This is a genomic window from Arachnia propionica (assembly GCF_003932785.1).
Lineage (GTDB): Bacteria > Actinomycetota > Actinomycetes > Propionibacteriales > Propionibacteriaceae > Arachnia > Arachnia propionica_B.
On sequence record NZ_RQYT01000004.1, the window covers coordinates 94,166 to 119,591 of the forward strand.

The 25,426-nt window shown below is 69.1% G+C and carries 22 protein-coding genes; 10 read left to right on the plus strand and 12 right to left on the minus strand.

Annotation, left to right across the window (positions count from 1 at the left end; all coding sequences use genetic code 11):
• Positions 1–12: 12 nt before the first annotated feature.
• The 8 genes from EII35_RS03330 to EII35_RS03365 form a co-directional block, all read right to left on the minus strand.
• Positions 13–1,440: a peptidoglycan D,D-transpeptidase FtsI family protein gene (locus EII35_RS03330; protein ID WP_125227048.1), complete on the minus strand. Its 1,428-nt coding sequence runs from the start codon at positions 1,438–1,440 to the stop codon at positions 13–15.
• On the minus strand, positions 1,437–2,831 hold the full coding sequence (locus EII35_RS03335; protein ID WP_185744134.1) for an FtsW/RodA/SpoVE family cell cycle protein: 1,395 nt from the start codon (positions 2,829–2,831) through the stop codon (positions 1,437–1,439). The genes EII35_RS03330 and EII35_RS03335 overlap by 4 nt, the downstream gene beginning before the upstream one ends.
• A complete protein-coding gene (locus EII35_RS03340) occupies positions 2,831–4,234 on the minus strand; it encodes a PP2C family protein-serine/threonine phosphatase (protein ID WP_125227049.1) in 1,404 nt (467 codons plus the stop codon). Before EII35_RS03340 ends, EII35_RS03335 begins: the two co-directional genes overlap by 1 nt.
• A gap of 1 nt (position 4,235) precedes the next feature.
• Positions 4,236–4,697 carry an FHA domain-containing protein FhaB/FipA gene (locus EII35_RS03345; protein ID WP_125227050.1) on the minus strand — a complete coding sequence of 154 codons (462 nt, stop codon included), beginning with the start codon at positions 4,695–4,697 and terminating at the stop codon, positions 4,236–4,238.
• Between the two features lie 6 nt (positions 4,698–4,703).
• Positions 4,704–5,408 (minus strand): FhaA domain-containing protein, encoded by a 705-nt coding sequence (locus tag EII35_RS03350; RefSeq protein ID WP_125227051.1) that lies wholly within the window; start codon positions 5,406–5,408, stop codon positions 4,704–4,706.
• A 129-nt stretch (positions 5,409–5,537) separates the two neighbouring features.
• Complete coding sequence (gene meaB / locus EII35_RS03355) at positions 5,538–6,533, minus strand: methylmalonyl Co-A mutase-associated GTPase MeaB (RefSeq protein WP_260464990.1); 996 nt, start codon at positions 6,531–6,533, stop codon at positions 5,538–5,540.
• A 49-nt stretch (positions 6,534–6,582) separates the two neighbouring features.
• Positions 6,583–7,563, minus strand: coding sequence for an ATP-grasp domain-containing protein (locus tag EII35_RS03360; protein ID WP_125227053.1), 981 nt, complete (start codon positions 7,561–7,563; stop codon positions 6,583–6,585).
• Positions 7,564–7,580: 17 nt separating this feature from the next.
• Positions 7,581–8,765, minus strand: coding sequence for a type III PLP-dependent enzyme domain-containing protein (locus EII35_RS03365; protein ID WP_125227054.1), 1,185 nt, complete (start codon positions 8,763–8,765; stop codon positions 7,581–7,583).
• 267 nt (positions 8,766–9,032) lie between these two features.
• Between EII35_RS03365 and EII35_RS03370 the strand changes: the two genes are divergently transcribed.
• Genes EII35_RS03370 through EII35_RS03380 form a run of 3 tightly spaced genes read left to right on the plus strand, consistent with a single transcriptional unit; the run spans position 9,033 to position 11,715 of the window.
• Positions 9,033–9,635, plus strand: coding sequence for an acyltransferase (locus tag EII35_RS03370; protein ID WP_125227055.1), 603 nt, complete (start codon positions 9,033–9,035; stop codon positions 9,633–9,635).
• Positions 9,635–10,726: a DegT/DnrJ/EryC1/StrS family aminotransferase gene (locus EII35_RS03375; RefSeq protein WP_125227108.1), complete on the plus strand. Its 1,092-nt coding sequence runs from the start codon at positions 9,635–9,637 to the stop codon at positions 10,724–10,726. The genes EII35_RS03370 and EII35_RS03375 overlap by 1 nt, the downstream gene beginning before the upstream one ends.
• Positions 10,726–11,715, plus strand: coding sequence for a Gfo/Idh/MocA family protein (locus tag EII35_RS03380; protein ID WP_125227109.1), 990 nt, complete (start codon positions 10,726–10,728; stop codon positions 11,713–11,715). Before EII35_RS03375 ends, EII35_RS03380 begins: the two co-directional genes overlap by 1 nt.
• Positions 11,716–11,790: 75 nt before the next feature.
• On the opposite strand, the gene EII35_RS03385 is transcribed toward EII35_RS03380, so the two are convergent.
• Both EII35_RS03385 and EII35_RS03390 read right to left on the minus strand, forming a co-directional pair.
• Positions 11,791–12,060, minus strand: coding sequence for an HU family DNA-binding protein (locus EII35_RS03385; RefSeq protein ID WP_125227056.1), 270 nt, complete (start codon positions 12,058–12,060; stop codon positions 11,791–11,793).
• A 108-nt stretch (positions 12,061–12,168) separates the two neighbouring features.
• A complete protein-coding gene (locus EII35_RS03390) occupies positions 12,169–13,509 on the minus strand; it encodes a UDP-glucose dehydrogenase family protein (protein ID WP_125227057.1) in 1,341 nt (446 codons plus the stop codon).
• 84 nt (positions 13,510–13,593) lie between these two features.
• Between EII35_RS03390 and EII35_RS03395 the strand changes: the two genes are divergently transcribed.
• A complete protein-coding gene (locus EII35_RS03395; protein WP_185744135.1) occupies positions 13,594–14,787 on the plus strand; it encodes a glycosyltransferase in 1,194 nt (397 codons plus the stop codon).
• A gap of 45 nt (positions 14,788–14,832) precedes the next feature.
• Positions 14,833–15,576, plus strand: a complete 744-nt coding sequence (locus EII35_RS03400; protein ID WP_125227059.1) for a PIG-L family deacetylase — start codon at positions 14,833–14,835, stop codon at positions 15,574–15,576.
• A gap of 8 nt (positions 15,577–15,584) precedes the next feature.
• On the opposite strand, the gene EII35_RS03405 is transcribed toward EII35_RS03400, so the two are convergent.
• Positions 15,585–16,412 carry an aldo/keto reductase gene (locus tag EII35_RS03405; protein WP_125227060.1) on the minus strand — a complete coding sequence of 276 codons (828 nt, stop codon included), beginning with the start codon at positions 16,410–16,412 and terminating at the stop codon, positions 15,585–15,587.
• Between the two features lie 92 nt (positions 16,413–16,504).
• Between EII35_RS03405 and EII35_RS03410 the strand changes: the two genes are divergently transcribed.
• The 5 genes from EII35_RS03410 (at position 16,505) to EII35_RS03435 (ending at position 24,226) form a co-directional block, all read left to right on the plus strand.
• A complete protein-coding gene (locus EII35_RS03410; protein WP_125227061.1) occupies positions 16,505–19,288 on the plus strand; it encodes a cation-translocating P-type ATPase in 2,784 nt (927 codons plus the stop codon).
• Between the two features lie 98 nt (positions 19,289–19,386).
• Complete coding sequence (locus EII35_RS03415) at positions 19,387–20,463, plus strand: alkene reductase (protein ID WP_260464991.1); 1,077 nt, start codon at positions 19,387–19,389, stop codon at positions 20,461–20,463.
• A gap of 139 nt (positions 20,464–20,602) precedes the next feature.
• A complete protein-coding gene (locus EII35_RS03420; protein ID WP_125227062.1) occupies positions 20,603–21,418 on the plus strand; it encodes a hypothetical protein in 816 nt (271 codons plus the stop codon).
• Between the two features lie 1,011 nt (positions 21,419–22,429).
• Positions 22,430–23,278 carry a hypothetical protein gene (locus EII35_RS03430; protein ID WP_125227064.1) on the plus strand — a complete coding sequence of 283 codons (849 nt, stop codon included), beginning with the start codon at positions 22,430–22,432 and terminating at the stop codon, positions 23,276–23,278.
• A 246-nt stretch (positions 23,279–23,524) separates the two neighbouring features.
• Positions 23,525–24,226, plus strand: a complete 702-nt coding sequence (locus EII35_RS03435; protein WP_125227065.1) for an alpha/beta fold hydrolase — start codon at positions 23,525–23,527, stop codon at positions 24,224–24,226.
• 20 nt (positions 24,227–24,246) lie between these two features.
• On the opposite strand, the gene EII35_RS03440 is transcribed toward EII35_RS03435, so the two are convergent.
• Positions 24,247–25,341, minus strand: a complete 1,095-nt coding sequence (locus EII35_RS03440) for a Fic family protein (protein WP_185744136.1) — start codon at positions 25,339–25,341, stop codon at positions 24,247–24,249.
• Positions 25,342–25,426: the final 85 nt, after the last annotated feature.

Genomic DNA, 25,426 nt, shown 5'->3' on the forward strand with positions numbered 1-25,426 from the left:
TGCTCGTCGCCCTCATCGGACGGCCTCCACGATTGCCTTGAAGATCGGTGCGGCCACCCGGCCGCCGGAGATGTCGTCGCGTTCCAGCCCGGCGTCGGAGACGAACACCGCCACCGCGACGTGCGGTTCGACGGCGTACCCGACGAACCAGGCGTAGGGCGGACGGTTCGGATCGGACTGCGCCGTGCCGGTCTTCCCGCCGATGGTCAGGCCGTCGATGGCGGCCGGTTTGCCGGTGCCATCGGAGACGACCCCCTCCATCATCTGCCGCAGCAGGGCGGCGTTGTTGGCGCTGAGCGGCTCACCCATCCGCTCCGGGGTGACGGTCTGGACGATCTTGAGGTCGTTGCCGGCGACGGTTCTCACCAGGTGGGGGCGCATCAGCACCCCGTCGTTCGCGATCGCCGCCGTCACCATCGCCATCTGCAACGGCGACGACGCGACCTCGTACTGCCCGATGGAACTGAGCGCCAGCTGGGCCTCGTCGAGTTCCTTCGGGAACCGGGACGTCGCCGACGGCAGGTCGATGCGCGGGTCCGAGTTGAACCCGAACCGCTCAGCCATGCTGCGTACCTTGTCGGCGCCGAGTTCGACGCCGAGGATGCCGAAGGAGGTGTTGCAGGAGGTGGCGAGCGCCGCCGCCAGGGTGATACGGGTGCCACCGCAGTTGGTGGAGTTGCCCATCGAGTGCGACGATCCGGGCAGCCGGTAGCTGGCGGGGGCGTCGACCTCGGACGACGGCTGCAGGCCCGCCTCCAGGGCGGCGGCCGCGATGACGAGCTTGAACGTCGAACCGGGTGGATAGACCTCGCGGACGGCCCGATTCTTCAACGGCTCCGAGGGGTCGTTGAGCAGCTGCTCCCAGTTGGCGGACTCGGTGGCATAGTCGAGGTTCGTCAGCAGGTTCGGGTCGTAGGTGGGGCTGGAGACCAGCGCCAGCACCTCGCCGGTGGTGTAGTCGATGGCGACGGCGGCCCCCTGCTTGTTCCCGAGCGCCTCGACAGCGGCCTTCTGCGCCGCCGGGTTGAGGGTGGTGTTGAGGGTGGCTCCCACCGGCTGCCGCCCCGTCAGCAGGTCGATGATGCGGTTGAGGGTCTGCGACGAATCGGTCCCCGACAGTTCCTCGTTCCAGGAACGCTCCAGCTCCTGCCGACCGTAGGTGTAGGAGTACCAGCCCGTCACCGACGACCACGTGGTGCCCTGCGGGAAGGTGCGCTCCCAAGGGTACCTGCCGTCGGAGGGGACGCTCACCGCGATCGGGTCGTTGCCGACGAGGATCGCGCCGCGACTCGTCGAGAACTCCGCATCCCTGACCCGCTTGTTGCGGGAGTCGGCGTTGAGCTGGGCCTGGGGCCCGATGCTGATCCACGTGATGTTGACCAGCAGGGCCGTGAGGAGCAGCCCGATGAACAGGCTGACCTTCCGCAGGGGTCCGTTCATCGTGCCAACACCGCCGTCCCGTCGCTCGGTTCCAGCAACTCCTGGGGGGTGGCCGTCGCCCGCTGCGGCATCCGCGCCCGGTGCGAGACCACGATGAGGATCCCCACGATCATCCAGTTCGCGATCATCGATGAGCCGCCCTTCGACATGAACGGCGTCGTCAACCCCGTCAACGGCAGGAGCCGCGTGATGCCGCCGATGATGGCGAAGACCTGCAGCGCGAACGTGAACGACAGCCCGCCGGCGAGCAGCTTGCCGTAGCCGTCGGGGCAGATGAGGGCGGTCTTCATGCCGCGGGAGACGATGATCCCGTACACGACGACGATGCCCATGAGCCCCACGAGCCCCATCTCCTCGGCGAGGCTCGCCGCGATGAAGTCATCCTTCGGCAGCGGCGTCAGCCCGGGGCGCCCCTGACCCCAACCCCGGCCGAACAGCCCACCCCAGGCCATGCCGAACTGGGCCGAGATCACCTGGTAGTTCGCGTCGTAGTTGCTGAACGGGTCCAGCCACGCGTTGATCCGTCTGGGCACGTGATGGGTGAAGTTCGCGGCCAGGACCCCGGCCGTCAGGAAGCCCACACCGGCCAGGATCGGCCAGGCGGGTCGTTGGGTGGCGATGTAGATCATCACGGTGAACATCCCGAAGAACAGCATCGCGGTGCCGAGATCGTTCTGGAACACCATGATTCCCAGGGCGATGAGCCACATCATCGCGATCGGGCCGAGATCCCTGGCCCGCGGGAAGTCGATGCCCGCGAACCGTCGCCCCGCCAACGCCAGGACGTCCTTCTTCTCGTAGAAGTAGGCCGCGAACCCGACGGCGAGCAGGATCTTCGCGACCTCTGCGGGCTGGAAGCTGAACGCCCCGATGCGGATCCAGATCCTGGCACCGCCTGATGCCCGGCCGATGACGGGTAGCAGCGGCAGCAGCAGCATCACGAGGCTGCCGAGGAACATGAGGTAGGGGAAGCGTTGGAGTCGACGATGGTCGCGCAGGAACACCAGCACCGCGACGAACAGCGCCAGCCCCAGCGCCGTCCAGATCACCTGGCGGGCGGCGTCGTGCCGGACGGGGTCCGTCACCTGGTCGAGCCTGGCGATCATCGCCAGGCCCAGCCCGTTGAGGAGCATCACCGCGGGCAGGATCACCGGGTCGGCGTAGGGTGCCTTCCAGCGCACCACGAGGTGGGCCACCAGAGCCATCGCGAACCAGATCCCCGCACCCCAGGCGAGATCCGGCGGCAACGCCCCGTGGATGTTGAGGTGGCTGATGATCCACCCGCCCAGCCCGAAGGAACAGGACATCGCCAACAGCATCAACTCGACGCCGCGGCGGCGCCGAAAGACGATGTACTCGCCCGTGGCTGAGGGCTGCTGGGTCACCGACATCAGCAGGCCTCGGGGTCGGCTTCCTCCGCGGCCGTCGGGGTGACGGCGGCGAGCACGGTCGGGTAGTTCTGCTGGCCGGGGGTCTGTGCGGTGGCCGTCGCATCCGGCGGGGGCGCGGACACCGTGGGCAGGGGGTCGGTCCCCGGCGGCGGGGAGGGGAGGCTGGGCGACGGCGACAGGGCGCGTTCCCGCCGCACGGCTGCGCAGCGCCTCGCGTAGTCGTCGAGGGTGTCGGCGGTGTGTCGGGCGCCCTCGAGGCTGTCCGAGCCGATCGTGTTGGCCACCAGCCGCTGGTAGTAGACGGGCAGGTCCTCGACGAGGGTGCCGCGGCGCTCGACGAGATGGTTGAGCTCCCGGCCGAGCAGCGCCCCCGGCAACCCGTTGTAGATGGCGACGTGCCCATCGAACTCGGCGATGAAGTACCGCGACGAGCTGTAGATCCGCACCCCCCACACGGCCCCGCCGATGAGCAGCAGCGCCGCGAGGACCACCGCCAGCGGCGGCGCCCAGCGTCGTTTCGTGTCGCTCGGCGCGTAGCGGGCGTTCTCCTCGACGCCGTGCTCGGTCTCGTCCTCCGCAACCGGGGGCTCCGGGTAGCCCTCGTCGTCGGCGACGGTGACCGTCGGGATGCGCCGCTCCAGCGCCGAACCGGCGAGCACCCCGTCGCGCCCATCCAGCTCGTCGCTCTGCGGGACGACCCGGGCCAGCACCAGGGAGATGTTGTCGTAGCCCCCCAGCTGGTTGGCCCGCGCCGCCAGCTGCTTCACGGCCTTGTCCAGGTCGTCCCCGGCCATGAGCCGGTGCAGCTCCTCCTCATCGACCAGCCCGGACAGTCCGTCGGAGCAGAACAGCAGGACGTCGCCCTCCCGGGCGTCCAGCTCGAAGAAGTCGGGGTCGGTGCCGTCGGCGCCGTTGAGGACCTTGAGGATGAGGGAACGGTGCGGATGCGACGCCGCCTGCTCCGGCGTGAGCCGTCCCTCGTCGATGAGCGCCTGCACCCACGAGTGGTCGTGGGTGAGCTGCTTGAGTTCGCCGTCGCGCAGCAGGTAGCCGCGCGAGTCGCCGATGTGGGCGACGCCGAGCATCGAGCCGGAGAACGCCGCCCCGCAGAACGTCGTCCCCATGCCGTCGAACTCGGGATTCCACTGCACCAGGTCGGCGAGCCGGTCGTTGGCTCGTTGCATCACCCCGGCCATGTGCTCCAGGAGATGCTCGTCACCCAGCCGACGATCGCTGGAGTGCGCCTCCTTCGCGGCCACGGCGGAGGCGAGGTCCCCAGCGGCGGCGCCGCCCATCCCGTCGGCGACGAGCAGCATGTGCGGGCTCGCGTAGGCGGCGTCCTGGTTGTTCTGACGCACCCGCCCCACCTCGGAGTGGACGCGGAAGTCGAGGGAGAACGTCACGTCACACCTCCAGCCTCATCATGGTGCGGCCGATGCGCAGGATGTCGTCGACGGTCATGGGGGTCGGCTGCGTCAGCCGGGTCCCGTTGAGGTACGTGCCGTTGGTGGAGTTCAGATCCGTCACCACCCAGGTCTCCGCGTCGCGCTGGTTGAGCTGCGCATGACGCGAGGACGCGTAGTCGTCGTCGAGGAGGATGGTCGAGTCCGCGGTCCGACCCAGGTTGATGGTGGGGGCCACGGGCACCGACAGCCCCTGCTGCGCCCCCTGCGTGATCGCGAACCGCGTCGGGACCCGGCCGCCGCCACGCCGCCTGACCGGGGCGGGCTCCGACGGGGGCAGGTCCGTGACCTTGACCTTCCGGCCGAACAGGTCCTTGCGGATGACATCGGCGATCACGAAGATGAACAGCCACAACAGGGCCAGGAAGACGATCTTGATCGCCGCGGCGATGAGGTCGGACATCGATGCTCAGGCCTCCGTCGGCGAATGCACCAGCATCCTCGTGTTGCCGATCTCGATCCGCGACCCGTCCCCGAGCCGGGCGCGCTGCACCCTGGCCCCGTCGACGAGCACGCCGTTGGTGGAGCCGAGGTCCTCGATGGTGATGGTGAGGTTCCCCGGCACCCCGGACACCGACACCAGGGCGTGGCGACGCGACACCCCCGGGTCGTTGATCCTGAGATCCGCGTCGGAGCCGCGCCCCACCACCAGACCCGGCGGGACCAGCGGGTGCCGTACCCCCGCGACCTCCAGCACGAGGGGGGCGTTGCCGGGGCGACGCATCGGGGCCCGTCCCGGATCGGAGGCCACCGCTCGGCTCGTGATCTTGAACTGCCCCGTCGTCAACCCCTGGTCGAGGACGTAGAGGATCTGGATGGGGCCGTTGAAGACGTAGGAACGCTCGGCGGCGTGTTCCCGGATCGTCGGGGTGATCTCCGCGTTCAGCGTCTTCGAGTAGGGAAACAGCCGGTTGTAGTCGTGCGGCGAGAGCGCCACCGTGAACGAGTTCGGCACCAGCCGACGGTCGCGGCTCAGCAGCTTCGCCTCGGCGTCGAGCTCCCGCTGGATCCCGGCAGCGATCTCCACGGGCTGGACGTCACCCTTGAAGGCGCGGGCGAAGACCTTGTCCACGGCAGCGCCGATTCTCTTCTCGGCACGGTCGAAAACTCCCATTCACCTTCCTCTCGACGTCGCCAGCTTAGAGGTTCGAGTCAGCAATGGCATCCATCGAGGGTCTTCCACTGCGCGGAATGCCCCTCGTCCCCTCCCGGGGTGTGCCCTGTCAGGATGCCACGGGACGGGTCAGCGCCCGAACGTCGCGGCGTAGGCCTCGAGGATCGCGGCCGCCCCCTCGACGGCGCTGAGCCGTTCCGCGTCGAGGTCGGCCTCCACTCGGTCAGCGACCTCCCGGACCTCGGGTGAGGTGCGGAGCCGCTGCACGACCTCCTGCTCCACCATGTTCCACAGCCAGGCGCGCTGCTGCTCGAGGCGGCGGGTGGTGAGTTCGCCGGCGCTCTCCAGTTCCGCCCGGTGTTTCTCCACCGTCGACCACAGGTCGTCCAGGCCCGCCCCGGTGTACGAGGAGCAGGTCAGCACGGGGGCACGTCGCTTCGACTCGTCGCTGGAGATCAGTTTCATGGCGATGCTGAGCTCCCGGGCCGACACCCGGGCCGCCTGCTCGTTGTCGCCGTCGGCCTTCGTGATGGCGATGACGTCCGCGAGCTCCAGGATGCCGCGCTTGATGCCCTGCAGCTGGTCGCCGGTGCGGGCGACGTGGAGGAACAGGAACGTGTCGACCATGCCGGCGACCGCCACCTCCGACTGCCCGACCCCGACGGTCTCCACCAGCACGACGTCGTAACCGGCGGCCTCGAGCACCAGCATCGACTCGCGGGTGGCTCGGGCGACGCCGCCGAGATGCCCGGCCGACGGGGAGGGGCGCACGAAGGCGGCCTCCCGGTTCGCGAGCTCGCCCATGCGGGTGCGGTCGCCGAGGATGGAGCCGCCCGTGCGGGTCGAGGAGGGGTCGACGGCCAGCACCGCCACCTGGTGGCCGTGCTCGTCGATGAGTTTCGTGCCCATCGCGTTGATGAACGTGGACTTCCCGGCTCCGGGGACCCCGGAGATGCCGACACGGAACGCCCGGCCCGTGTGGGGGGCCAGCAGTTGCAGCAGTTCGTGGGCCTGCTCCCGGTGCTGCGGCTTCAGTGACTCGACCAGCGTGATCGCCCGGGCCACATGCCCTCGGGATCCCTCGACGACGTTCTCTGCCAGCTCTGCCACACTGAGATTCCGCATGGCAACGAGCCTAGCCCCACCCGTCATGCCGGTGGCGGCACCCCACCCGTCAGCGCTGGGACAGCCCGTCGATGTGGTGCATGATGACGCCGTCGTAGCCGAGCATTGCCCAGTCCTCCTCATAGGCGCCGATGTTCGGCTCGTTGGCGCGGCCCTCGACGTTGTTGAGCAGCAGCGTCGGGAAGTCCACGCCGCACTCGTAGGCGTGCGGGTACACCCCGCCGAAACGCGGGTTGACCTCCAGGATCGACCAGCCGTCGGGGGTGGAGAAGAGGTCCACGTCGATGGTGCCGCGGAAGCCGCACCGCTTCACGAAGTCCGCGACGAGGGCGAACAGGGACTCGTCCTTGAAGGACACCGACTTGTCGGCCGTCCCGGCGCGCATCCGCAGCTTCTTCTTCGCGAACATGGACACGACCTCGCCGGAGACCATGTCGACGTAGACGTCCACGTCCACGGGCTCGCCCGGCAGGAACTCCTGGATGATGAGGTCCGGGGTGGTCGCGAAGGCCTGGTCCAGCTGCCCGCGGTCGTCGATCCTGGCGATCCCCGCCGAGGCGGAGCCGGTGCGGGACTTCACGAACAGCGGGAACTGCGCCACGCCCGCGTCGAGGTCCGCGTGGCAGGCCTCCAAGGAGATCCAGGACCGCGGCGTCGGGAGCCCCTCCGCCTGCAACCACTCGAACATCAGCCACTTGTCGAAGGCGCGCTCCACCACCTCGGCGGGGGAGATCATGACCTTCACGCCGATCGCCTCGAACTCGTCGACGTGGCGGGCGAGCAGGCTCAGCTCCGGGTCCAGCAGCGACAGGACCACCGCGATCTGGTCCTCGCGGCAGATGCGGAGGATCGTCGGCAGGTACTCGGGGTCGTTGATGAGGGGGACGACGTGGTGGCCGTCGGCCGCGTACAGGGCAGGGGCCAGCTCGGAGGCGTCGGTGGTGATGACGCGTCCCCGCCCGGCCAGGGCCCGTCGGAAGTAGGACACCGTCTGCACGCGGCTGCCCGCGGTCAGGATCAGGACGTTCATGGGGGTCTCCTCTCGGCTCACCAGGTGTTCCCGGCCAGGTACTCGTCGACGCCCCAGCGCTTGCGCACCTCGGTGAGGGAGCCGTCGGTCAGGCGAGCATAGACCCGGGGGAGGTACTGGATGAACAGGGGGTTGAACGTCATCGTGTAGCTGCCGACCTTGTGGTAGACGATCCGGTCGCCCTCGCTCAGCCGGGGGGCGTCCGTCAGGGTCATGAGGCGGTCGTTGTCGAGGCAGGTGAAACCGGAGACGATCTGCGGCGTCGCGCACGCCTCGCCGTCGGAGACGACGGTGTGCTCGTAGGCCGACTTCCGCAGGAAGGGGTCCAGGTTGGTCCGGGAGCCGTCCGTGACCACGATGACGTGGTCCTGGACCGGCTTGGCGTCGATGACGGAGGTGTGAAGGTCGAAGGGCACCGCGACGAGGGCGGCCCCCGGCTCCAGGATGAGACGGGTGCGCGTCGGGTCGACGGCGTCGCCGACGGCCTCGCGGATCGCGGTGACGTACTCGTCGGGGGTGGGGAATCGGTCCGAGTCGCCGCCGAAGAAGCCGCCTCCCATGTCCAGCCATTCGAGGTCGAGGCCGTGGCGGGCGATGATGTCCCGGGCGGTGCGGCCGGCGGAGACGTAGGTGTCCAGCGCCCGGGTCAGCGAGGTGACGTGCAGGTGCAGCCCGGCGATCCGCACCCCCGCGTCCCGCAGCTCGGCGACGGCCGAGTCGAGGTCGCCGTTGTCGACGTGGAAGCCGAAGCGCAGCCCCGCCGCGGCGGAGGCGGTGTGGTCGGGGGCGTCGCGGTCGACGTCCCAGTTGACCCGCAGCCCCACCCCGTCGACGCGTTCGCCCCGGGCGGCCCGTTCGATGACCCAGCGCAGCTCGCGGCGGGAGTCGAGGTTGACGACGGCGCCGACGTCGAGGGCGGCGGCCAGGAGCTCGGGGGTCTTCACGGGCCCGTTGACGACGACGCGCGCCGGTTCGTGCCCCGTGCGGAGCGCCAGCTCCCACTCCTCCGCGGAGACGATCTCGGCGGGGACGTCGTGTCGGCCCATCCACTCGACCAGCCACGGCAGCGAGTTGGTCTTCACCGAGTAGGTGAGGGTCGAGTTCGGCCACCCCCGGTCAAGGGCTTCCCGGAAGGAGCGGACCTGACGCAGCAGCAGGGCCTCGTCGACGACGAAGGCGGGGGTCTCGATGGGGGTGTGCATGGCTCTCCGTCGGACGTCGGGAACGGGACGCCCCGATCTTACCGGCGGGCGGCGCGGGGAAGGAGCGGAGCTGGAGGGGGGCGTCGGGGCGTGCATGAACCGCCGCTCTGCTTGCGCGAGCCGTCGTTTGAAACGTTCCAAGCGAAGCGGGACGGCGGTTCGTGACCGTGGCGGGTCCGTCGTCCGAGATCAGCCCTGCCGGGACAGTCGTCGCCAGGCGTGGCTAGACTGCGAGGCAGGCCCCATCCGATTCGAGAGGCGAACCCCATGGCAGAACCCCGCATCCTCCCTTCCGCTGACCTCGACGACGGCGTGCAGATCGGCGATGGCTCGTCCATCTGGCACTTGGCCCAGGTTCGAGGAGGGGCGGAGGTCGGCGAGAACGTCATCGTCGGGCGCGGCGCCTACATCGGCAGCGGGGTCCACGTCGGCGACAACTGCAAGATCCAGAACTACGCCCTCGTCTACGAGCCCGCGCACCTGGAGGACGGGGTCTTCATCGGCCCCGCCGCGGTGCTCACCAACGACACCTTCCCCCGCGCCGTGAACCCGGACGGCACCGCCAAGTCCGCCCACGACTGGGAGCCGGTCGGCGTCACCCTCAAGAAGGGCTGCTCCATTGGCGCCCGCGCCGTCTGCGTCGCCCCCGTCACCGTCGGCGAGTGGGCGACGGTGGCCGCCGGCTCCGTCGTCACCCGAGACGTCCCCGCCTACGCCCTGGTGGCCGGGGTCCCCGCCCGCCGCATCAAGTGGGTGGGTCGCTCCGGTTTTCCCCTCGAGGAAACCGGGCCCAACACGTTCCGTGATCCGCACACCGGCGACGAGTTCGAGCAGGTGGGCGAGGTCCTCAACCTCGTAAAGGAAGCATGATGTCCTTGTCCTTCATCCCCCCGGCCAAGCCGATCATCGGCGATGAGGAGCGGGAGGCCGTCGACCGCGTGCTGCGGTCCGGCATGATCGCCCAGGGCCCCGAGGTCGCCGCGTTCGAGACCGAGTTCGCCGAGCACTTCAAGCTCGACCGGGCCTGCGTCGCCGTGAACTCCGGCACCTCCGGCCTCCACCTCGGCCTGCTGTCCTGCGGGATCGGCGTCGGCGACGAGGTCATCGTGCCGTCCTTCACCTTCGCGGCGACGGCGAACTCCGTGGCCCTCACTGGTGCCACCCCTGTCTTCGCCGACATCGCCGCCGACGACTTCACCCTCGACCCGGCCTCCGTGAGGGCCTCCATCACGGAGCGCACCAAGGCCATCATGCCGGTCCACCTCTACGGCCACCCCGCCAAGATGGACCAGCTGCGTGAGATCGCCGACGAGCACGGCCTGATGCTGTTCGAGGACAGCGCCCAGGCCCACGGCGCCTCCCTCCACGGCACCCCGGTCGGCGCCTTCGGCTCCTTCGCGATGTTCTCCCTCTACCCGACGAAGAACATGACCTCGGGTGAGGGCGGCATGGTCTCCTGCGCCGATGAGACGATCGAGCGCAACGTCCGGCTGTACCGCAACCAGGGGATGCTGCAGCAGTACCACAACGAGGTCGTCGGCCTGAACAACCGCATGACCGACATCCACGCCGCCATCGGCCGCGTCCAGCTCACCAAGGTCGACGGCTGGACCAAGCAGCGTCAGGACAACGCCGCCTTCCTCACCGCCAACCTGCAGGGTGTCACCCCGCCCTCGGTGGCCGACGGGGCCGTCCACGTCTACCACCAGTACACGATTCGCGTCCCCGAGGACCGCGATGGCCTGGCCGCCGCCCTCAAGGAGGAGTACCAGGTCGGCTCCGGCATGTTCTACCCCGTGCCGAACCACCGCCTCAAGCCGTTCCAGGCCCAGGTGGAGCTGCCGGAGACGGAGCGCGCCGCCCGCGAGTGCCTGTCCCTGCCGGTTCACCCGTCGCTCAGCCAGGAGGACCTGGAGCGGATCGTCACCGCCGTCAACGCCCTCGCGAAGGCAGGTGCATGATGAGCAACCTTCGCGCAGGCCTCATCGGCCTCGGCATGATGGGGCGCCACCACGCCCGCAACCTCAAGGCCATCGACGGGGTCGACCTCGTCGCCGTTGCCGACGCCCAGGGTGACCCCCACGGCGTCGCCTCCGGGCTGCCCCTCCACAACGACATCGAGGGGCTGCTGTCGGAGAACCTCGACTACGTCGTGGTCGCCGCCCCGACGATGTACCACGAGGAGATCGGCCTCAAGATCGCTGAGGCCGGTGTCCACGCTCTCATCGAGAAGCCCCTCGCGAAGACGGTCGAGGCCGCCCAGACGCTCGTCAGGGCGTTCGCGGACAAGGGGCTCATCGGTGCCGTCGGCCACATCGAGCGCTACAACCCCGCGCTGCAGGAACTGCGTCGCCGCCTGGAGGCGGGCGAGCTCGGTGACCTCTACCAGATCACGACGAGGCGTCAGGGCCCCTTCCCGGCCCGCATCGCCGACGTCGGCGTCATCAAGGACCTCGCCAGCCACGACATCGACCTCACCGCCTGGGTCACCCAGCGGGACTACGAGCTCGTCGCGGCCCGCACGATGTTCAAGGCCGGACGCGAGTACGAGGACATGGTCTCCGCCACGTGCCAGCTCTCCGGCGGGCTCATGTCGAACCACCTCGTCAACTGGCTGACCCCGACGAAGGAGCGCCTCACGATCGTCACTGGCGAGAAGGGCATGTTCATCGCGGACACCCTCACTGCGGACCTCACCTTCTTCGCCAACGGGCAGATCGAGACCACCTGGGACGACATCGCGCAGTTCCGCGGGGTCACGGAGGGCGACGTCACGCGCTTCGCCATCGCCAAGCCCGAGCCGCTGCGCACCGAGCACGAGTCGTTCCGCGACGCCGTCCTCGGCAAGCCCGCCGACATCGTCACCCTGGAGCAGGGCGCGAAGGTCGTGCGCGTGTGCGAGGCCATGATCGAGTCGGCCGCGTCGAACCAGTTCATCGACGTCCGCTGAGTCGACGACGCGAACACGACGACGAAGGCGCCGGACCCCGAGGGGTCCGGCGCCTTCGGTGTTGCCTTGAGACGCTCAGAGGGCGTTGCGCAGGGCGGTCGCCGGGGCGAACTTCGCGACGCGGCGGGCCGGGATGGTCATGGCCTTGCCGGTGGCGGGGTTGCGGCCCTCGCGGGCGGCGCGCTGGGTGGTGGTGGCCGTGAAGACACCGGGCAGCTGCACCTTCTTGTCGGCCACGAGGGCCTCGGTGATGACGGCGCCGAAGGCGTCGAGCGCAGCCTCGGCCTGGGCGTTGGTCAGACCGGCCTTGGCCGCGATGGCCTGGATGAGTTCACGCTTGGTCATTGACAGTCTCCTTTTTCGTGAGGTCGTCATCATATTTGGCGCTATTCCGCGCCGTGTCAAGCTCCAACGCGCTGAAATGCCCGTATTTCCGGGGTTTCTGGCCACTCGTCACCACATGGGGACGCCGCGTCCCATTCCTCGGTAGGTCCAGCCGGCGGCCTCCCAACGATGCGGGTCCAGGACGTTCCGGCCGTCAATGATGACCGGATGGTCGACGTGTTTCGCGCACTCCTCCGGGTCGAGGTCGAGGAACTCCGCCCACGGGGTGAGCAGCAGCACCACATCCGCTCCGACAAGGGCTTCCGTCACCGAGTCGCAGACGCTGAGGCCGGGCTGGCGGCGTCGCAGTTCGGCCCCCGCGGCCGGGTCGACGACCCGGACCTCGGCTCCCCTGGCCCACAGCCGCGAGGTGATGTCGAGGGCGGGGGAGTCCCGCAGGTCGTCGGTGTCGGGCTTGAAGGTGACGCCGAGCACGGCAACCGTTTTGCCGACAAGCCGCCCGCCCACCGCATCCTCGGCCAGGGCGACGGCCCGTTCCCGGCGGCGCAGGTTGATGGCGTCCACCTCGCGCAGGAAGGTGAGGGCCTCGTCGACGCCCAGCTCACCGGCCCGGGCCATGAATGCGCGGATGTCCTTCGGCAGGCAGCCCCCGCCGAACCCGATCCCGGCCTGCAGGAACTTCGGCCCGATCCGGTCGTCCAGGCCGATGGCGTCGGCCAGCCGGGTCACGTCCCCGCCGGTCGCCTCGCACAGCTCCGCCATCGCGTTGATGAACGAGATCTTCGTCGCGAGGAACGAGTTCGCCGCCACCTTCACCAGCTCCGCCGTCGGGTAGTTCGCCACGACGACGGGGGTGCCGGCGGCGATGATCGGGGCGTAGCACTCGTCGAGGATCGCCCGGGCGGCCTCGCCCGCGGGCCGGTCCTCCGGCAGCCCGTAGACGAGCCGGTCCGGCTCCAGGGTGTCCTTGACGGCGTGGCCCTCCCGTAGGAACTCGGGGTTCCAGGCCAGGGCCAGCGCCTTCCCGGAGGCGGCCAGCTGGGCCGCGAGGCGCTCCGCCGTGCCGACGGGCACCGTCGACTTCCCGACGACCAGGACGGGCCGGTCCCCGTCGGGGCGGGCGTGCTCGATGATCGAGGAGATCGCCGCGTCGACGTGGCTCAGGTCGGCGCCGAGGCGTCCTGCGAGCTGTGGGGTCCCCACGCCGATGAAGATCAGCTCCCGATCCGCCAGGCGCTCCGGATCGGTGGTGAAAGCCAGCCTCCCGCTCGACACGGCCCGCGCGAGGACCTCCGGGAAGCCGGGCTCGTGGAAGGGGGCGCGGCCCGCGGCCAGCTGCTCCACCTTCCGATCGTCGATGTCCAGGCCGACCACGTCGTGCCCGATCTCGGCCATGCACGCGGCATGGACGGCCCCCAGGTACCCGCATCCGATGACTGCCATCCTCATGGAGGCAGGTTACCGGTGGGGTTGGGGGCGTTGAGTACGATCACAGCAACGAGGTCGGGTGGATCAGCCCGGGAAGGAGCCGTCGTGGGGGAGCCACAGTTGCGCGTCGCCTTCGTCACCCTGCACACCTCGCCGTTGGAACGCGCCGGATCGGCCGATGCGGGGGGCATGAACGTCCTCATCCTCGCCCTGGCCCGGTCCCTCGGCCGTCTCGGCGTCCACGTCGAGTTCCTCACCCGTTTCTCGGGTGAGGACCAGCCGCCCTTCGAGGAGGTGGCGCCCGGGGTGACACTGCGTCGGCTGCCCGCAGGGCCGCGAACCCCGCTGCCGAAGAGCCTCATCGATCAGCACATCCCCGAGTTCCGCGACGCGATGGCCGAGCTGGTGCCCTACGATCTCGTGCACTCCCACCACTGGATGTCCGGGGTGGCGGCCCTGCCCGTCGCCAGGGACTGGGGCGCGCCCCATGTGATGACCTTCCACTCCGTCGCCGCCCACCCCAACTCGCCGCTGCGTGACGGGGAACCGCCCGAGTCGCCCGCCCGGGTCGACGGCGAGGTGCAGTGCGCCGAGGAGTCCGACCTCGTGCTGTGCGTCTCCCACCACGAGGCGGCCGTCGTCATCGGGAGGTGCAACGCCGACCCGGAGCGGGTGCGGATCGTCCGGCCGGGGGTCGACGTGGAGTTGTTCCATCCCGCCGACGACGACTGGCATCCCGACGGCGTACGGCCGGGCTACGTCCTCCTCGCGGCGCGGTTGCAGCCGCTCAAGGGACCCGACGTCGCGATCCGCGCGCTCGCCGTCGTCCCGGCTGAACAACGACCCGATCTGGTGATCTGTGGGGAGGCCTCCGCGGACTTCGCCCATTACAGGGTGGAGCTGGAGTGCCTCGTCGAGAGTCTCGGGCTGCGGGAACAGGTCCATTTCATCACCGCCCCGGATCGGGAGTCGCTGGCTCGACTCATCCGCCACGCCTCGGTCATGCTGGTGCCGTCGCACTCCGAGACCTTCGGTCTCATCGCGCTGGAGGCGTCGGCCTCGGGGGTCCCGGTCCTGGCCGCTGCCGCCGGTGGGCTCACGGAGGCCATCTGCAACACGCACACCGGGCTACTCGTCCCCACCCACGATCCGTGGGCCTGGGGTTCGGCACTGACCTCGCTGCTGGCGGACCCGCAGCGCCGGGAACGGATGGCGACGATGGGCAGGCAACGGGCCCTCACCATGACCTGGGACGCCGTCGCCGAGCAAACCCTGGAGCAGTACCGACGGGTGCTGTGACCCGCCGCGGTGGCCTGGACCTTCCCGCGGCGTGACAATGGGGGCATGAGCAAGTCGCTGCGGATCGCCTTCGTCCATGCCCACCCCGACGACGAGTCCCTCTGGTCGGGTGCCCTGACCGCCCACCTGGTGGCGGCAGGCCACGAGGTGAGCCTGCTCACCGCGACCCGTGGGGAGCGGGGCGACGTGGTGCCCGGCGAGCTGTCCTCCCTGGCCGGAACCCCCGAACTGGAACGGCACCGCATCGGGGAACTCGCTCGAGCCGTCGCCAGCCTCGGCTTCGCCCGGCACGCCTTCCTCGGCGACCCGCCGGTCGGCTCCGGGCGTCGCTACCGTGACTCAGGCATGACCTGGCTGCGACCCGGGTTGGCGGGCCCGGCCGCCGACGCCGAACCCGACTCACTGTGCTCCCGGCCGCTGGATGACGTCGTCGCCGATCTCGCGGCCTGGCTCCGGCACGTCGACGCCGACCTCGTGGTCAGCTACGACGACGACGGCGGCTACGGCCACCCCGACCACGTGCGGATGCACCGGGCCTGCGTCGCGGCGGCCCGCCTGCTCGGGGTCGGTTTCGCCGCCGTCGTCCACGCACCGGGCGAGGGGGTGCGCTGGTTCGACCTCGACAACCTCGCCCCCCGCGTCGAGGAGGCGCTGCGGCACCACGCCAGCCAACTCACCGTCAATGGCGACGGCACCCTCACCCACTCGGGCGGGCAGACGGAACCCGTCGTCACCTCCGTGGGACTGCGGCCGGATGCCGTCGCCCGCCCGGTCGTCGAGGGGCTGTGACCCGAGGGTCAGGCGTCGAGGGTCGCCGGATCGGGACCGATGCGGTTGTTGACGTTGAGCGCGTCGATGGCGGCCCGGTCCTCCGCGGTCAGGGTGATGTCCAGGGCCTTGAAGTTCGACTCGATGCGCTCCGGGGTCCTCGACTTCGGGATGACGACGAAGCCACGGTCCATGTGCCAGCGGATGACCACCTGGGCCGGGGTCGCGCCCAGCCGCTCGGCGATGGCGACGACGCTCGGGTGCTCCAGGTCCTGCGCCTGACCGAGCGGCGACCAGCTCTCGATGGTGATCCCGAGGTCCGCGCAGTGACTGATGAGGTCGTCGGGCTGGAAGGTCGGGTGGAGCTCGATCTGGTTGACCGACGGGGTGATGCCCGTCTCGTCGACGATGGTGTCAAGGTGCTCCGGCAGGAAGTTGCACACACCGATGGACTTCACGAGCCCCTCGGAGCGGAAGTCGATGAGCTGCTCCCACGTCTCCGTGTAGAGGTTCTTGGCGGGGCAGGGCCAGTGGATGAGGTAGAGGTCGACGTACTCCTGGTCGAGCTTCTCCAGGGACCGCTCCAGCCCGGAACGGGCCAGGTCGCGGCCCTGCACCGCGTTCCACAGCTTCGTGGTGAGGAAGATCTCCTCACGGGGCAGACCTGACTCCTTGATGGCTCGGCCGACACCCACCTCGTTGCGGTAGATCGCGGCCCCGTCGATGTGCCGGTAGCCGACCTCCAGGGCCTTCGACACCGAGGCGGTGGCCTCGTCGTCGGTCATCTGCCACGTGCCCAGGCCGAGCTGGGGGATCTGGACGCCGTCGTTCAGGGTGATGATCGGTGAACTCGTCATGTCCCCATTCAACACCGTCGCCCCAACTCGCGGGGACAGGTCTCGCCGGGGCGTGTGTAATGGAGGGACAGGACCGGGGGAGAGGGGCAGTCATGACCATCAACACCACACGGCTGGCGGAGCCGCACCGCTTGGAGGTCGACGCGGTGCTGACCGGTCTCGACGTCGATCCGGCCCGGGGGCTCGACGTCGAGGTCGCTGCGGCCCGGCTCGCCGCGGACGGCCCCAACGAGCTGCGGGCCAAGCCACCGGTGCCGCTGTGGCGACGCATCCTCGCCCAGTTCCGCGACCCGCTGGTCACGCTGCTTCTCGTGGCCATGGCCATCTCCTTGGTGGCGTGGATCTTCGAGGGCGGGCACGGCGCCCCGATCGACGTCATCGTCATCGGGGCCATCGTCGTGCTCAACGCCGCCATCGGGCTCGTCCAGGAGGGGCGGGCGGAGCAGGCCGTCGCGGCACTGGCCCGGATGACCGCCGCCACCTCCACCGTGCTGAGGGGAGGCCAGCAGCGGGTCATCCCCTCCAGTGAACTCGTCCGCGGTGACCTGCTGCTGCTCGCCGAGGGCGACGCGGTCGGCGCCGACGCCCGACTCATCCAGGCGACGGGGCTGAAGGTGCAGGAGGCGTCGCTGACGGGGGAGTCGGAGGCGGTGGACAAGGACCCGGCCGTCATCGACCACCCCGTTGCGGTCGGTGACCGCGCCAACATGGTCTTCAAGGGCACCGCCGTCGTCCACGGGGTCGGGCGGGCCGTCGTCACCGACACGGGCATGGACACCCAGATGGGCACCATCGCGACGCTGCTCGACGAGACGGAGACCGACCCCTCACCGCTCGACCGGGAGGTCGCCTCCCTCACCCGGATGCTCGGCCTCGTCGTCCTCGGCATCGCGGCGGTGGTCATGGTGGTGCTCTTCCTGCTCAACCGGCCCGGCTCGGTCTCCGAGGCGGTGGAGATCCTGCTCATCGGGGTTTCCTTGGCGGTCGCCGCGGTCCCGGAGGGGCTCCCGGCGATCCTGTCCATGGTCCTCGCGATCGGTGTGCAGCAGCTGGCCGCCCGCCGGGCGGTCATGAAGGACCTCCACTCCGTCGAGACCCTCGGATCCGCGTCGGTGATCTGCTCCGACAAGACCGGGACCCTCACCCGCAACGAGATGACGATCCGAGTCATCGCCACCGCCTCCGGCGAGGTGGAACTGAGCGGCACCGGCTACTCGCCCGAGGGGGAGGTGCTCGGGGATCCCGCCCCCGCGGCGCTGCTCGAGGTCACCCTCACCCTGGCTGGGGGAGCGGTGGCCAACAACGCCGGTCTCGCCCGCGACGACGACGGGAACTGGGGCATCACCGGCGACCCCACCGAGGCGGCCTTCCTCGTCGCCCAGCACAAGGTGCAGGGACTCGTCGACCGGGTCGCCGCAGCCGAACGGCAGGCGGAGGTGCCCTTCAGCTCGGAACGCAAACTCATGTCCGTGCTGGCCGCCCATCCGGAACTGGCCGCCCCGAGGCTCATCACCAAGGGCGCCCCCGACGTGCTGCTGGAGCGCTGCGTCGCCCGTCGCGTCGGGACGGAGGTCGTGCCGTTGGACGACGAGGCCCGTCGCGAGATCACGGCGACGGTGGAACGCCTCAACTCCCACGGCTACCGGAGCCTGGGGGTCGCCTACCGGGAGGTCGAGGCGTTGGAGGTCGAGGTGGGGCCGGAATCCGAGCAGGGGCTCGTGCTCGTGGGTGTCGTCGGGATCATCGATCCCGCCCGCGACGAGGCCCGCGACGCCGTCGCCGCCGCCCACCGCGCCGGCATCCGCGTCGTCATGATCACCGGCGACCACCCCGTCACCGCCGCCCGGATCGCAGCGGACCTCGGCATCGTCGCCCCGGGAGCCCCCGCGCTGACCGGCGCCGATCTGGACTCCCTCGACGAACAGGGTTTCGCCGAGGCCGTCGCCCGGGTGTCCGTCTTCGCCCGGGTCGCGCCAGAGCACAAGATCCGTATCGTCGACGCGTTGCAGCGCGGCGGGCAGGTCGTGGCGATGACCGGCGACGGCGTCAACGACGCCCCGGCGCTGAAGTCCGCCGACATCGGGGTTGCGATGGGCATCACCGGCACGGAGGTGACGAAGGAGGCCGGGACGATGATCCTCGGCGACGACAACTTCGCCACCATCGTCGCGGCGGTCCGTCAGGGGCGGGGCATCTTCGACAACATCAAGAAGTTCATGCGGTACCTCCTCAGCTCCAACATGGGGGAGGTGGTGACGGTGTTCCTCGGCATCGTCCTCGCCGGGGTGATCGGGCTGTCCGACGCCGCCGCGGGCAGTTCGCTGGCCGTGCCGCTGTTGGTGGCGCAGATTCTGTGGATCAACCTGGTCACCGACTCGGGGCCGGCCCTGGCGATGGGGGTGGATCCGGAGGACGGCGACGTGATGGCCCGTCCGCCCCGCCACCCTGGCGAGCGCATTGTCGACAAGGCGATGTGGCGTCGGATCGTCTTCACCGGTGTCGTCATGGGGCTGGTGACCCTGTTCGCCCTCGACCTGTCCCTGCCAGGGGGCCTCGTCCCGGGTGGAACGGATTCCCTGGAAACCGCCCGCACGATGGCCTTCACCACCCTGGTGTTCATGCAGCTGTTCAACGCCTTCAACTCCCGCTCCGAGGACCGGTCGGCCTTCAACGGTCTGTTCAGCAACGGCTGGCTGTGGCTGTCGGTCGTGGTGGCCGCGTTGCTGCAGGTCGCGGTGGTGCATGTGCCTCTCCTCCAGACAGCCTTCGGCACCGTTGCCCTCGACGGTCATCACTGGCTCCTGGCCATCGGGCTCGGCTCGGTGGTGCTGTGGGCGGAGGAGATCGCGAAGCTGGTGCGACGGCTCCGGCGCTGAGGTCGCTCCATCGGATCGGTGCACCCGGTTCGTGACCGGAGTGGACGACACCATGGTCCGACCAGATAGCATTCGGTCGGAACTCAAGGAGGCGTTTCGTGACCTGCACCCTGCTCACCCCCGTCCGTATGGGGGGCATCGATCTACCCAACCGTCTCGTCATGGCGCCGCTGACGCGGTTGCGCTCCGGGACCCATGGCATCCCCGATGACACCGTCGTCGAGTACTACCGGCAGCGGGCTTCGGTGGGGTTGATCCTCACCGAGGGCACCTGGCCGGTGCAGGAGGGACGTAGTTGGCTCGGGCAGCCCGGCATCGCCGACGACGATCAGGCGGAGGCGTGGGGGCGTGTCGCGTCGGTCGTTCACGCCGAGGGAGGCCGGATCGCTATGCAGATCATGCATGGCGGCAGGCTGTCCCATCCTGAGTTCACGGGGACCGGGAGGGTCGTGTCCGCCAGTGCCACGGCGGGCCCCGAGCCGGCACGGCTGCCGGGCGGGAAGGTGGAGGCGCCGACCGCCCACGCCCTGACCGAGGACGAGATCTGGGAGGTCATCCGCGGGTTCGCCGACGCGGCCAGACGTGCCGTCGCGGCCGGGATTGACGCCGTCGAGGTGCACGGGGCCAACGGCTACCTGGTGCACCAGTTCCTGAGCCCTTCGACGAACCTGCGCAGCGATGGTTGGGGAGGGTCCCCCGCCCGGCGGGCCCGGTTCGCCATCGAGGTCACCCGGGCGGTGGTGGAAGCGGTCGGGGGAGAGCGGACCGGCATCCGTCTCTCACCGGGGAACAGTATCCAAGGCATCGACGAGTCGGATGCGGAGACGACGCGGGAGACGTACGCGACCTTCGCTGCGGCTGTCGCGCCCTTGGGGCTGGCCTTCGTCGACGTGCTGCATCCCGAGCCGGGAAGCGCCCTGGTGCAGGAGATCCGGCGGGCCAGTGCCGCGCCGCTCATCATCAACACCGGGTTCGCCTCCCCGAGCAGTCGTGAGGAGGTCGGGGGCATCCTGGCGCAGGATCTCGCCGATGCCGTCGCCGTGGGCAGGCCACTCATCGCCAATCCTGACCTGCTGCGTCGCTGGCGGGAGGATCTGCCCGAGAACACTCCTGACCCCGGCACCTTCTACGACGGTGGGGAGCGCGGCTACACCGACTACCCGTTCGTGGACTGAGAGGTCGATTCCTCCGGTTTCGTCGGCCAAAGGGATGGGGGTCTGGAGCCGAAAAACCGTTGAACTGTCAACTAAATGGGCGTAGGGTCGGAACTCCAGAACAACGGTGTGCTGCACCAATCCGACAAGGAGTATCACCATGAAGTCCCGTCGTTCCGTCCTCGCCGCGGCCCTCGGCCTGGCCGCCACCCCGATCCTGACCGCGCTGCCCGCCGAGGCACGGACGTCGCGCCCGTCAGCCGTCTACAAGGTCGACTCCAGGCTGCAGATCCACTTCTCACCCGCCTCTGACGCTGCCGCTCACTACCGCGAACTCGGCACGTGGTTGCGGGTTCTCCAGCTGCGGGAGAAGCAGTACCGCGCTCAGGTGCAGGCCCTCGACGTCGCGGCCTCCCCGGTGCAGCAGCGCAATCTGCGTGCCGCCGTCGAACGCCATCAGGGACCTTGGAACATCGCCGTGCTGCGGTTCCTCCTCGCCACCCTCGCGGCAGAGGGCAACCAGGCGGCCCGGGCACTGGACCTGACGAAGGTCGGCGTGGAGGACGCCGTCACCCGCAGTGCTCAGCCCCTCATCCAGGCCGGGTACGCCGATGCCCGGGCGAAGGTCAAGAGGTACCGCAGCAGGAGCGAGAGGGCAGCTCGTCAGGCGCGGCTCGCCCTGTTCACCGAGGCGCAGACCTTCATCGCCACCTGGCTGCGGGCCAGCGAGGCCGGGACCCCGATCACCGACCATGCTCCCTATGTCCCCTTCTACCTGGGTGGCGACTTCGAGATGGCGATGTACGCCTCGCTGTACCCGCAGCCGGAGGAGAAGCCGGTGGCCTTCTACTGGGAGGAGCCGGGGACCGAGCCCATCGACGTCGCCAAGGCCAAGCGCCTGTCCGACCAGAACAAGGCCTACTTCGACGGCCTGGCCAGCCTTGACAGCAACCCGCTCGTGAGGAGCACCTACTGAAAGGTGTTGTTGACGCCCTTCTTCTCCGCTGCTCACGCCGGACGGTGCGCGCCAGCGCACCGTCCGGCGTGAGCCCCTTGGTGCCCGGTGCCGGGACTTGAGTTGGGCGGGAGTCCCGCGGGGCCTCCGCAGGCTTCGGGCCCGGCTCGACCGGCGGTGGAGACGACGGCGCATTGGGTGAGTGGGTGAGGTGGGTCGGTTCCCGGCATGGGGTAGCGTCGGGACGTCAGTTCGACGCGTCGTCCCCGGGAGGTCCGAGATGCCCTCACCGTCCATGGCCCCTGACGTCACCACGGCTGTGAGGTTTCGGGCCTTCATGGTCATCTGGGTCGCCCAGTGGGTGGCCCGGCTCGGCAACGGACTCACCGCTTTCGGACTCGGAGGCTTGTTCAGCGGAAGCCTCCAGGAGGGCGCGCGGATGGGCGCATCCACTGCGGTCGCCCCGGTGCTCCCTGACCGCGGACCTCCTCGACTGCCACGATCCAGTGCGCTCCTCGTCGTCCGCCTCGCCAAGAGGCCATCGTGACGATCCTCGTCACGATCCCCCTGTCCGCGCGCCCTCCAAGCTGCCCTGACTCGGCGTCCATCCTCCCGCTGCACGACCCGCCAGGGCGTCGCTTCGTGACCGCGGTGGGTTCGCCTGCCTTGACGTGGTTTCGCCTGTCTTGTCCCGGAGGTTTGTTCAGGGATCGGTGAAGTGCTTGGCCAGAGCCACTTTGGCCGCCCGCCTGAACAACCCTCCGGTGTCCACATCGACACCGACCACCCGTTCGTGGATTGAGCTCGTCATGCACGGCCCGGTCATGAGTTGATGTCAAGGGCAGGTCAAGATCGAGGCTTGAAGGGTGGGCGGCCAAAGAGGCTCTGTCTAGGCGCTTCGCCGCTCCCTGAATGCGCCTCATGATAGGCGGTCAATAGGATCCGAAAAATCCCTTGAGTTCTCAACCAGGTGGGCGTGAGGATGGGATACAGAACAGCGACGTGCTGTACAGACCTTGAAGGAGTCGTACCATGAAGTCTCGCAGGTTCGTCCTCGCCGGAGCCGTTGGTCTTGCCATGGCCCCGGTGCTCCCGGCCTCGCTCGCCGAGGCGACGCGTCGCAGCCCGAGGCCGACGGCCACGCCGTCGCCTGCTCCGTACCGGTTGGAACCGGAGCTCGGAGTGCACTTCGTGCCAGCTGCTGACGCGGCTGCCCACTACCGTGAGCTGAACATCTGGCTGCGTGTGTTCAATCTGCGGGAGCGGCACTACCAGGCCCAGGTGATGGGCTTGAAGTACCGGCAGCGATACGAGTTCGACAGTGTCACGCCCATCCTGGATGCCCTTGACAGGCATCACGTCGTACGCAACATCGCTTTGTTGCGGTTCCTGCTCGCGGTGCTCAAGGCCGAGGGAAATGCGGAGGCTCGTTCGCTGGACCTGGAGCAGGTTGGGGTGGATGCAGCCGTGACCGAGCAGGCTCGGCCCCTCATCCGGGCCGAGCAGGCCCGTGCCAAGGAGAGGGTGGGAAGGTATGCCGACGAACGTGAGCAGTCGGCGCGTCAGGCTCGACTCACGCTGTTCACCGATGCCAATGCCTACATCGGGGAGTGGGTGCGGGCCAGCCGTGCCGGTCTCCAGTTCACCGACTATGCCCCGTACGTCCCCTTCTTCCTCGGAGGTCACTATCAGGCTGCGGTGTACATCTGGTACGGTCTCGACCCTGAGGACAAGCCGTTGAAAACCTACTGGAGGGGCTCGGGGACCGATCCCGTCGACGTGGTGGAGGCGATGGAACTGTCGAAGGTGAACAAGGCCTACTTCGACGGCTTGGCCAGCCTTGACGACAACCCCCTGTTCCGCACCACCTACGCGGCTTGACCCGCCGTGAAGGTTCGGGCCGGTCAGTTCGATCGGCCGGCGTGAGTAGTTGGTGGTAGGGGTGGAATTGAGTCGTGAGGAACAAGGTGCCCCGGGTCAACGTTGAGCACGATGTCTCCTTTCTTGCTCATGTCGGTCCCCTTCCTGCCGTACATTCTGCCCTCGTCCCCCAATGATGTCGCCGAATGCTGAGGGGGCGGGTGATCTGATGGACGGGTGCCCCGCATAGGTGGGTATCGTGAAGTCATGAGACCTCTCCTCGTGCTGGTGCACGGCTCCCTGTCGAGCGCCGACGAATGGGGTGGCTACGCCGATTTGCTGCCGGACTGTGACGTCGTCGCTGTCGACCTGCCCGGGCACGGCGGACGGGGGGACGAGGTGTTCACCACGCGAGCCGCGATCCGGGCGATTGAGCAGGCGGTGGCACAGCGTGCCACTGGGCAGCCGGTCTTCCTTGCCGGACACAGCCTCGGCGGTTACTTGGCCTCGCTCCACGCTGCCCGGAACCCCGGGGTGCTGGCGGGGCTCATTCTCATCGGGGCGACGGGGGATCCGCGCAGCCCGCTGGCCGTCGTCTACCGCGCCTATGCCTGGCTGGTCGGGAAGGTCGACCACGCGAGGCTCGCGCGGGTCCGTGACGCCGTCGCCCGAAGGTTGGGGTTGAGTGAGGATCAGTTCCCGGCCCCTGATGCCTATGCCGTGCTCCCGGCCGCGTGGCAGTCGGTCATCGACGACTGCCCCAGCCACCTCATGACCCGGGTCGACTGCCCGGTGCTGTTCATCAATGGCCAGTTCGACCAGATGCGCCTCAACGAACGCGCCTACCAGCGCCTCACCCCCTCCTCGAGGCTGGTGACGGTGCCGCGGGCCACTCACCTGGCGCCGCTCACCCACCCGGAGCAGGTGGCGGAACTCATCCAGCAGTTCGCCCGCGACCTGGCAGGATGACGAGCCGCTCCGCCCCGGGGTCACTCGGGTAGTGGGGTCTCGAAGAGGGTGTCGAGCAGCTCCTTGTTGATGAAGACGACGCCTCGCCCCACCTTCTCCTTGACGACGAGTCCGCTGTCGGCCAGCTCGGTGAGCCACTTCGCTGCCGTCTGGCGTTGGGCCAGACCCGACTCGACCACCTTCTCGATCCGCAGGTAGGGCTGCCGGAACAGCAGTTCCGTGAGATCGGCGGCGGGGAGTCGTGGATGGGTGGCGCGGATGCTCGTGCTGAACCGTTGCCGCAACTCGTCGGTGGTGTCGATGAGCCCGAGGGTCCAGTCCGCGGTCGATTCCACCGCGGCCAACATGAACAGCAGCCACTCCTCCCAGGCGTCCTGCCGGGTGACGTCGTTCAACAGCCGGTAGTACTCGTCCTTGTGACGCAGGATGTGGCCCGAGAGGTACAGCACGGGGAGCTCCAGCAGTCCCTGCTCCACCAGCAGCACCAGGTTGAGCACCCGGCCGGTCCGGCCGTTCCCGTCGTAAAACGGATGGATCGCCTCGAACTGGTAGTGGGCCATCGCCATCACCACGAGCGGGTCGAGACCGTGGGAGGCGTGGATGAACCGCTCCCAGGCGCCCAGGTGGTCGCGAATGACCGTTTCGCCCTCCGGCGGGGTGTAGACCCTGGTGCCACTGCGTGACCCACCGATGTAGGTGCCCGGCGTGTTGCGGATCCTGGCGGGTTTGCCCTGGAGACGAGTGCAGACGTCGAGGGCGGTGCGGGTGGTCACGGGTCGCACCCGGAGTGAGTCGAACCCGTGGTGGAGGGCCTCCCGGTACCTCAGGGCCTCCTTGGCCTGCGGGGTTGTGCCCGGAGAGTCGTAGTGAGCAGCCCGGAAGACCTCGTCATGGGTGGTCACGATGTTCTCGATCTCCGTCGAGGCCTGCGCCTCCAGCAGAGGGATCAGGTTGATGAGCATCGTGGGGTCGGGGAGTCGTTTGCAGGCGCCGTCCAGCCGGGCCAGGGCCCGACCCGCTGAGACCGTCGCCTTGAGCACGGCGACGCTCTCCACCGGCCGCGTGGGCGGCAGGGGCGGGAGATCCTGGTGGGGACGCTCCGGATGCAACCACATGTACGCAGCGTAACCATGTCCGGCCAATGTGTCGAAGAAAAGCGAAAATTTCGACACGTCCTGGAAACGTGTCGACGGCGTCGAC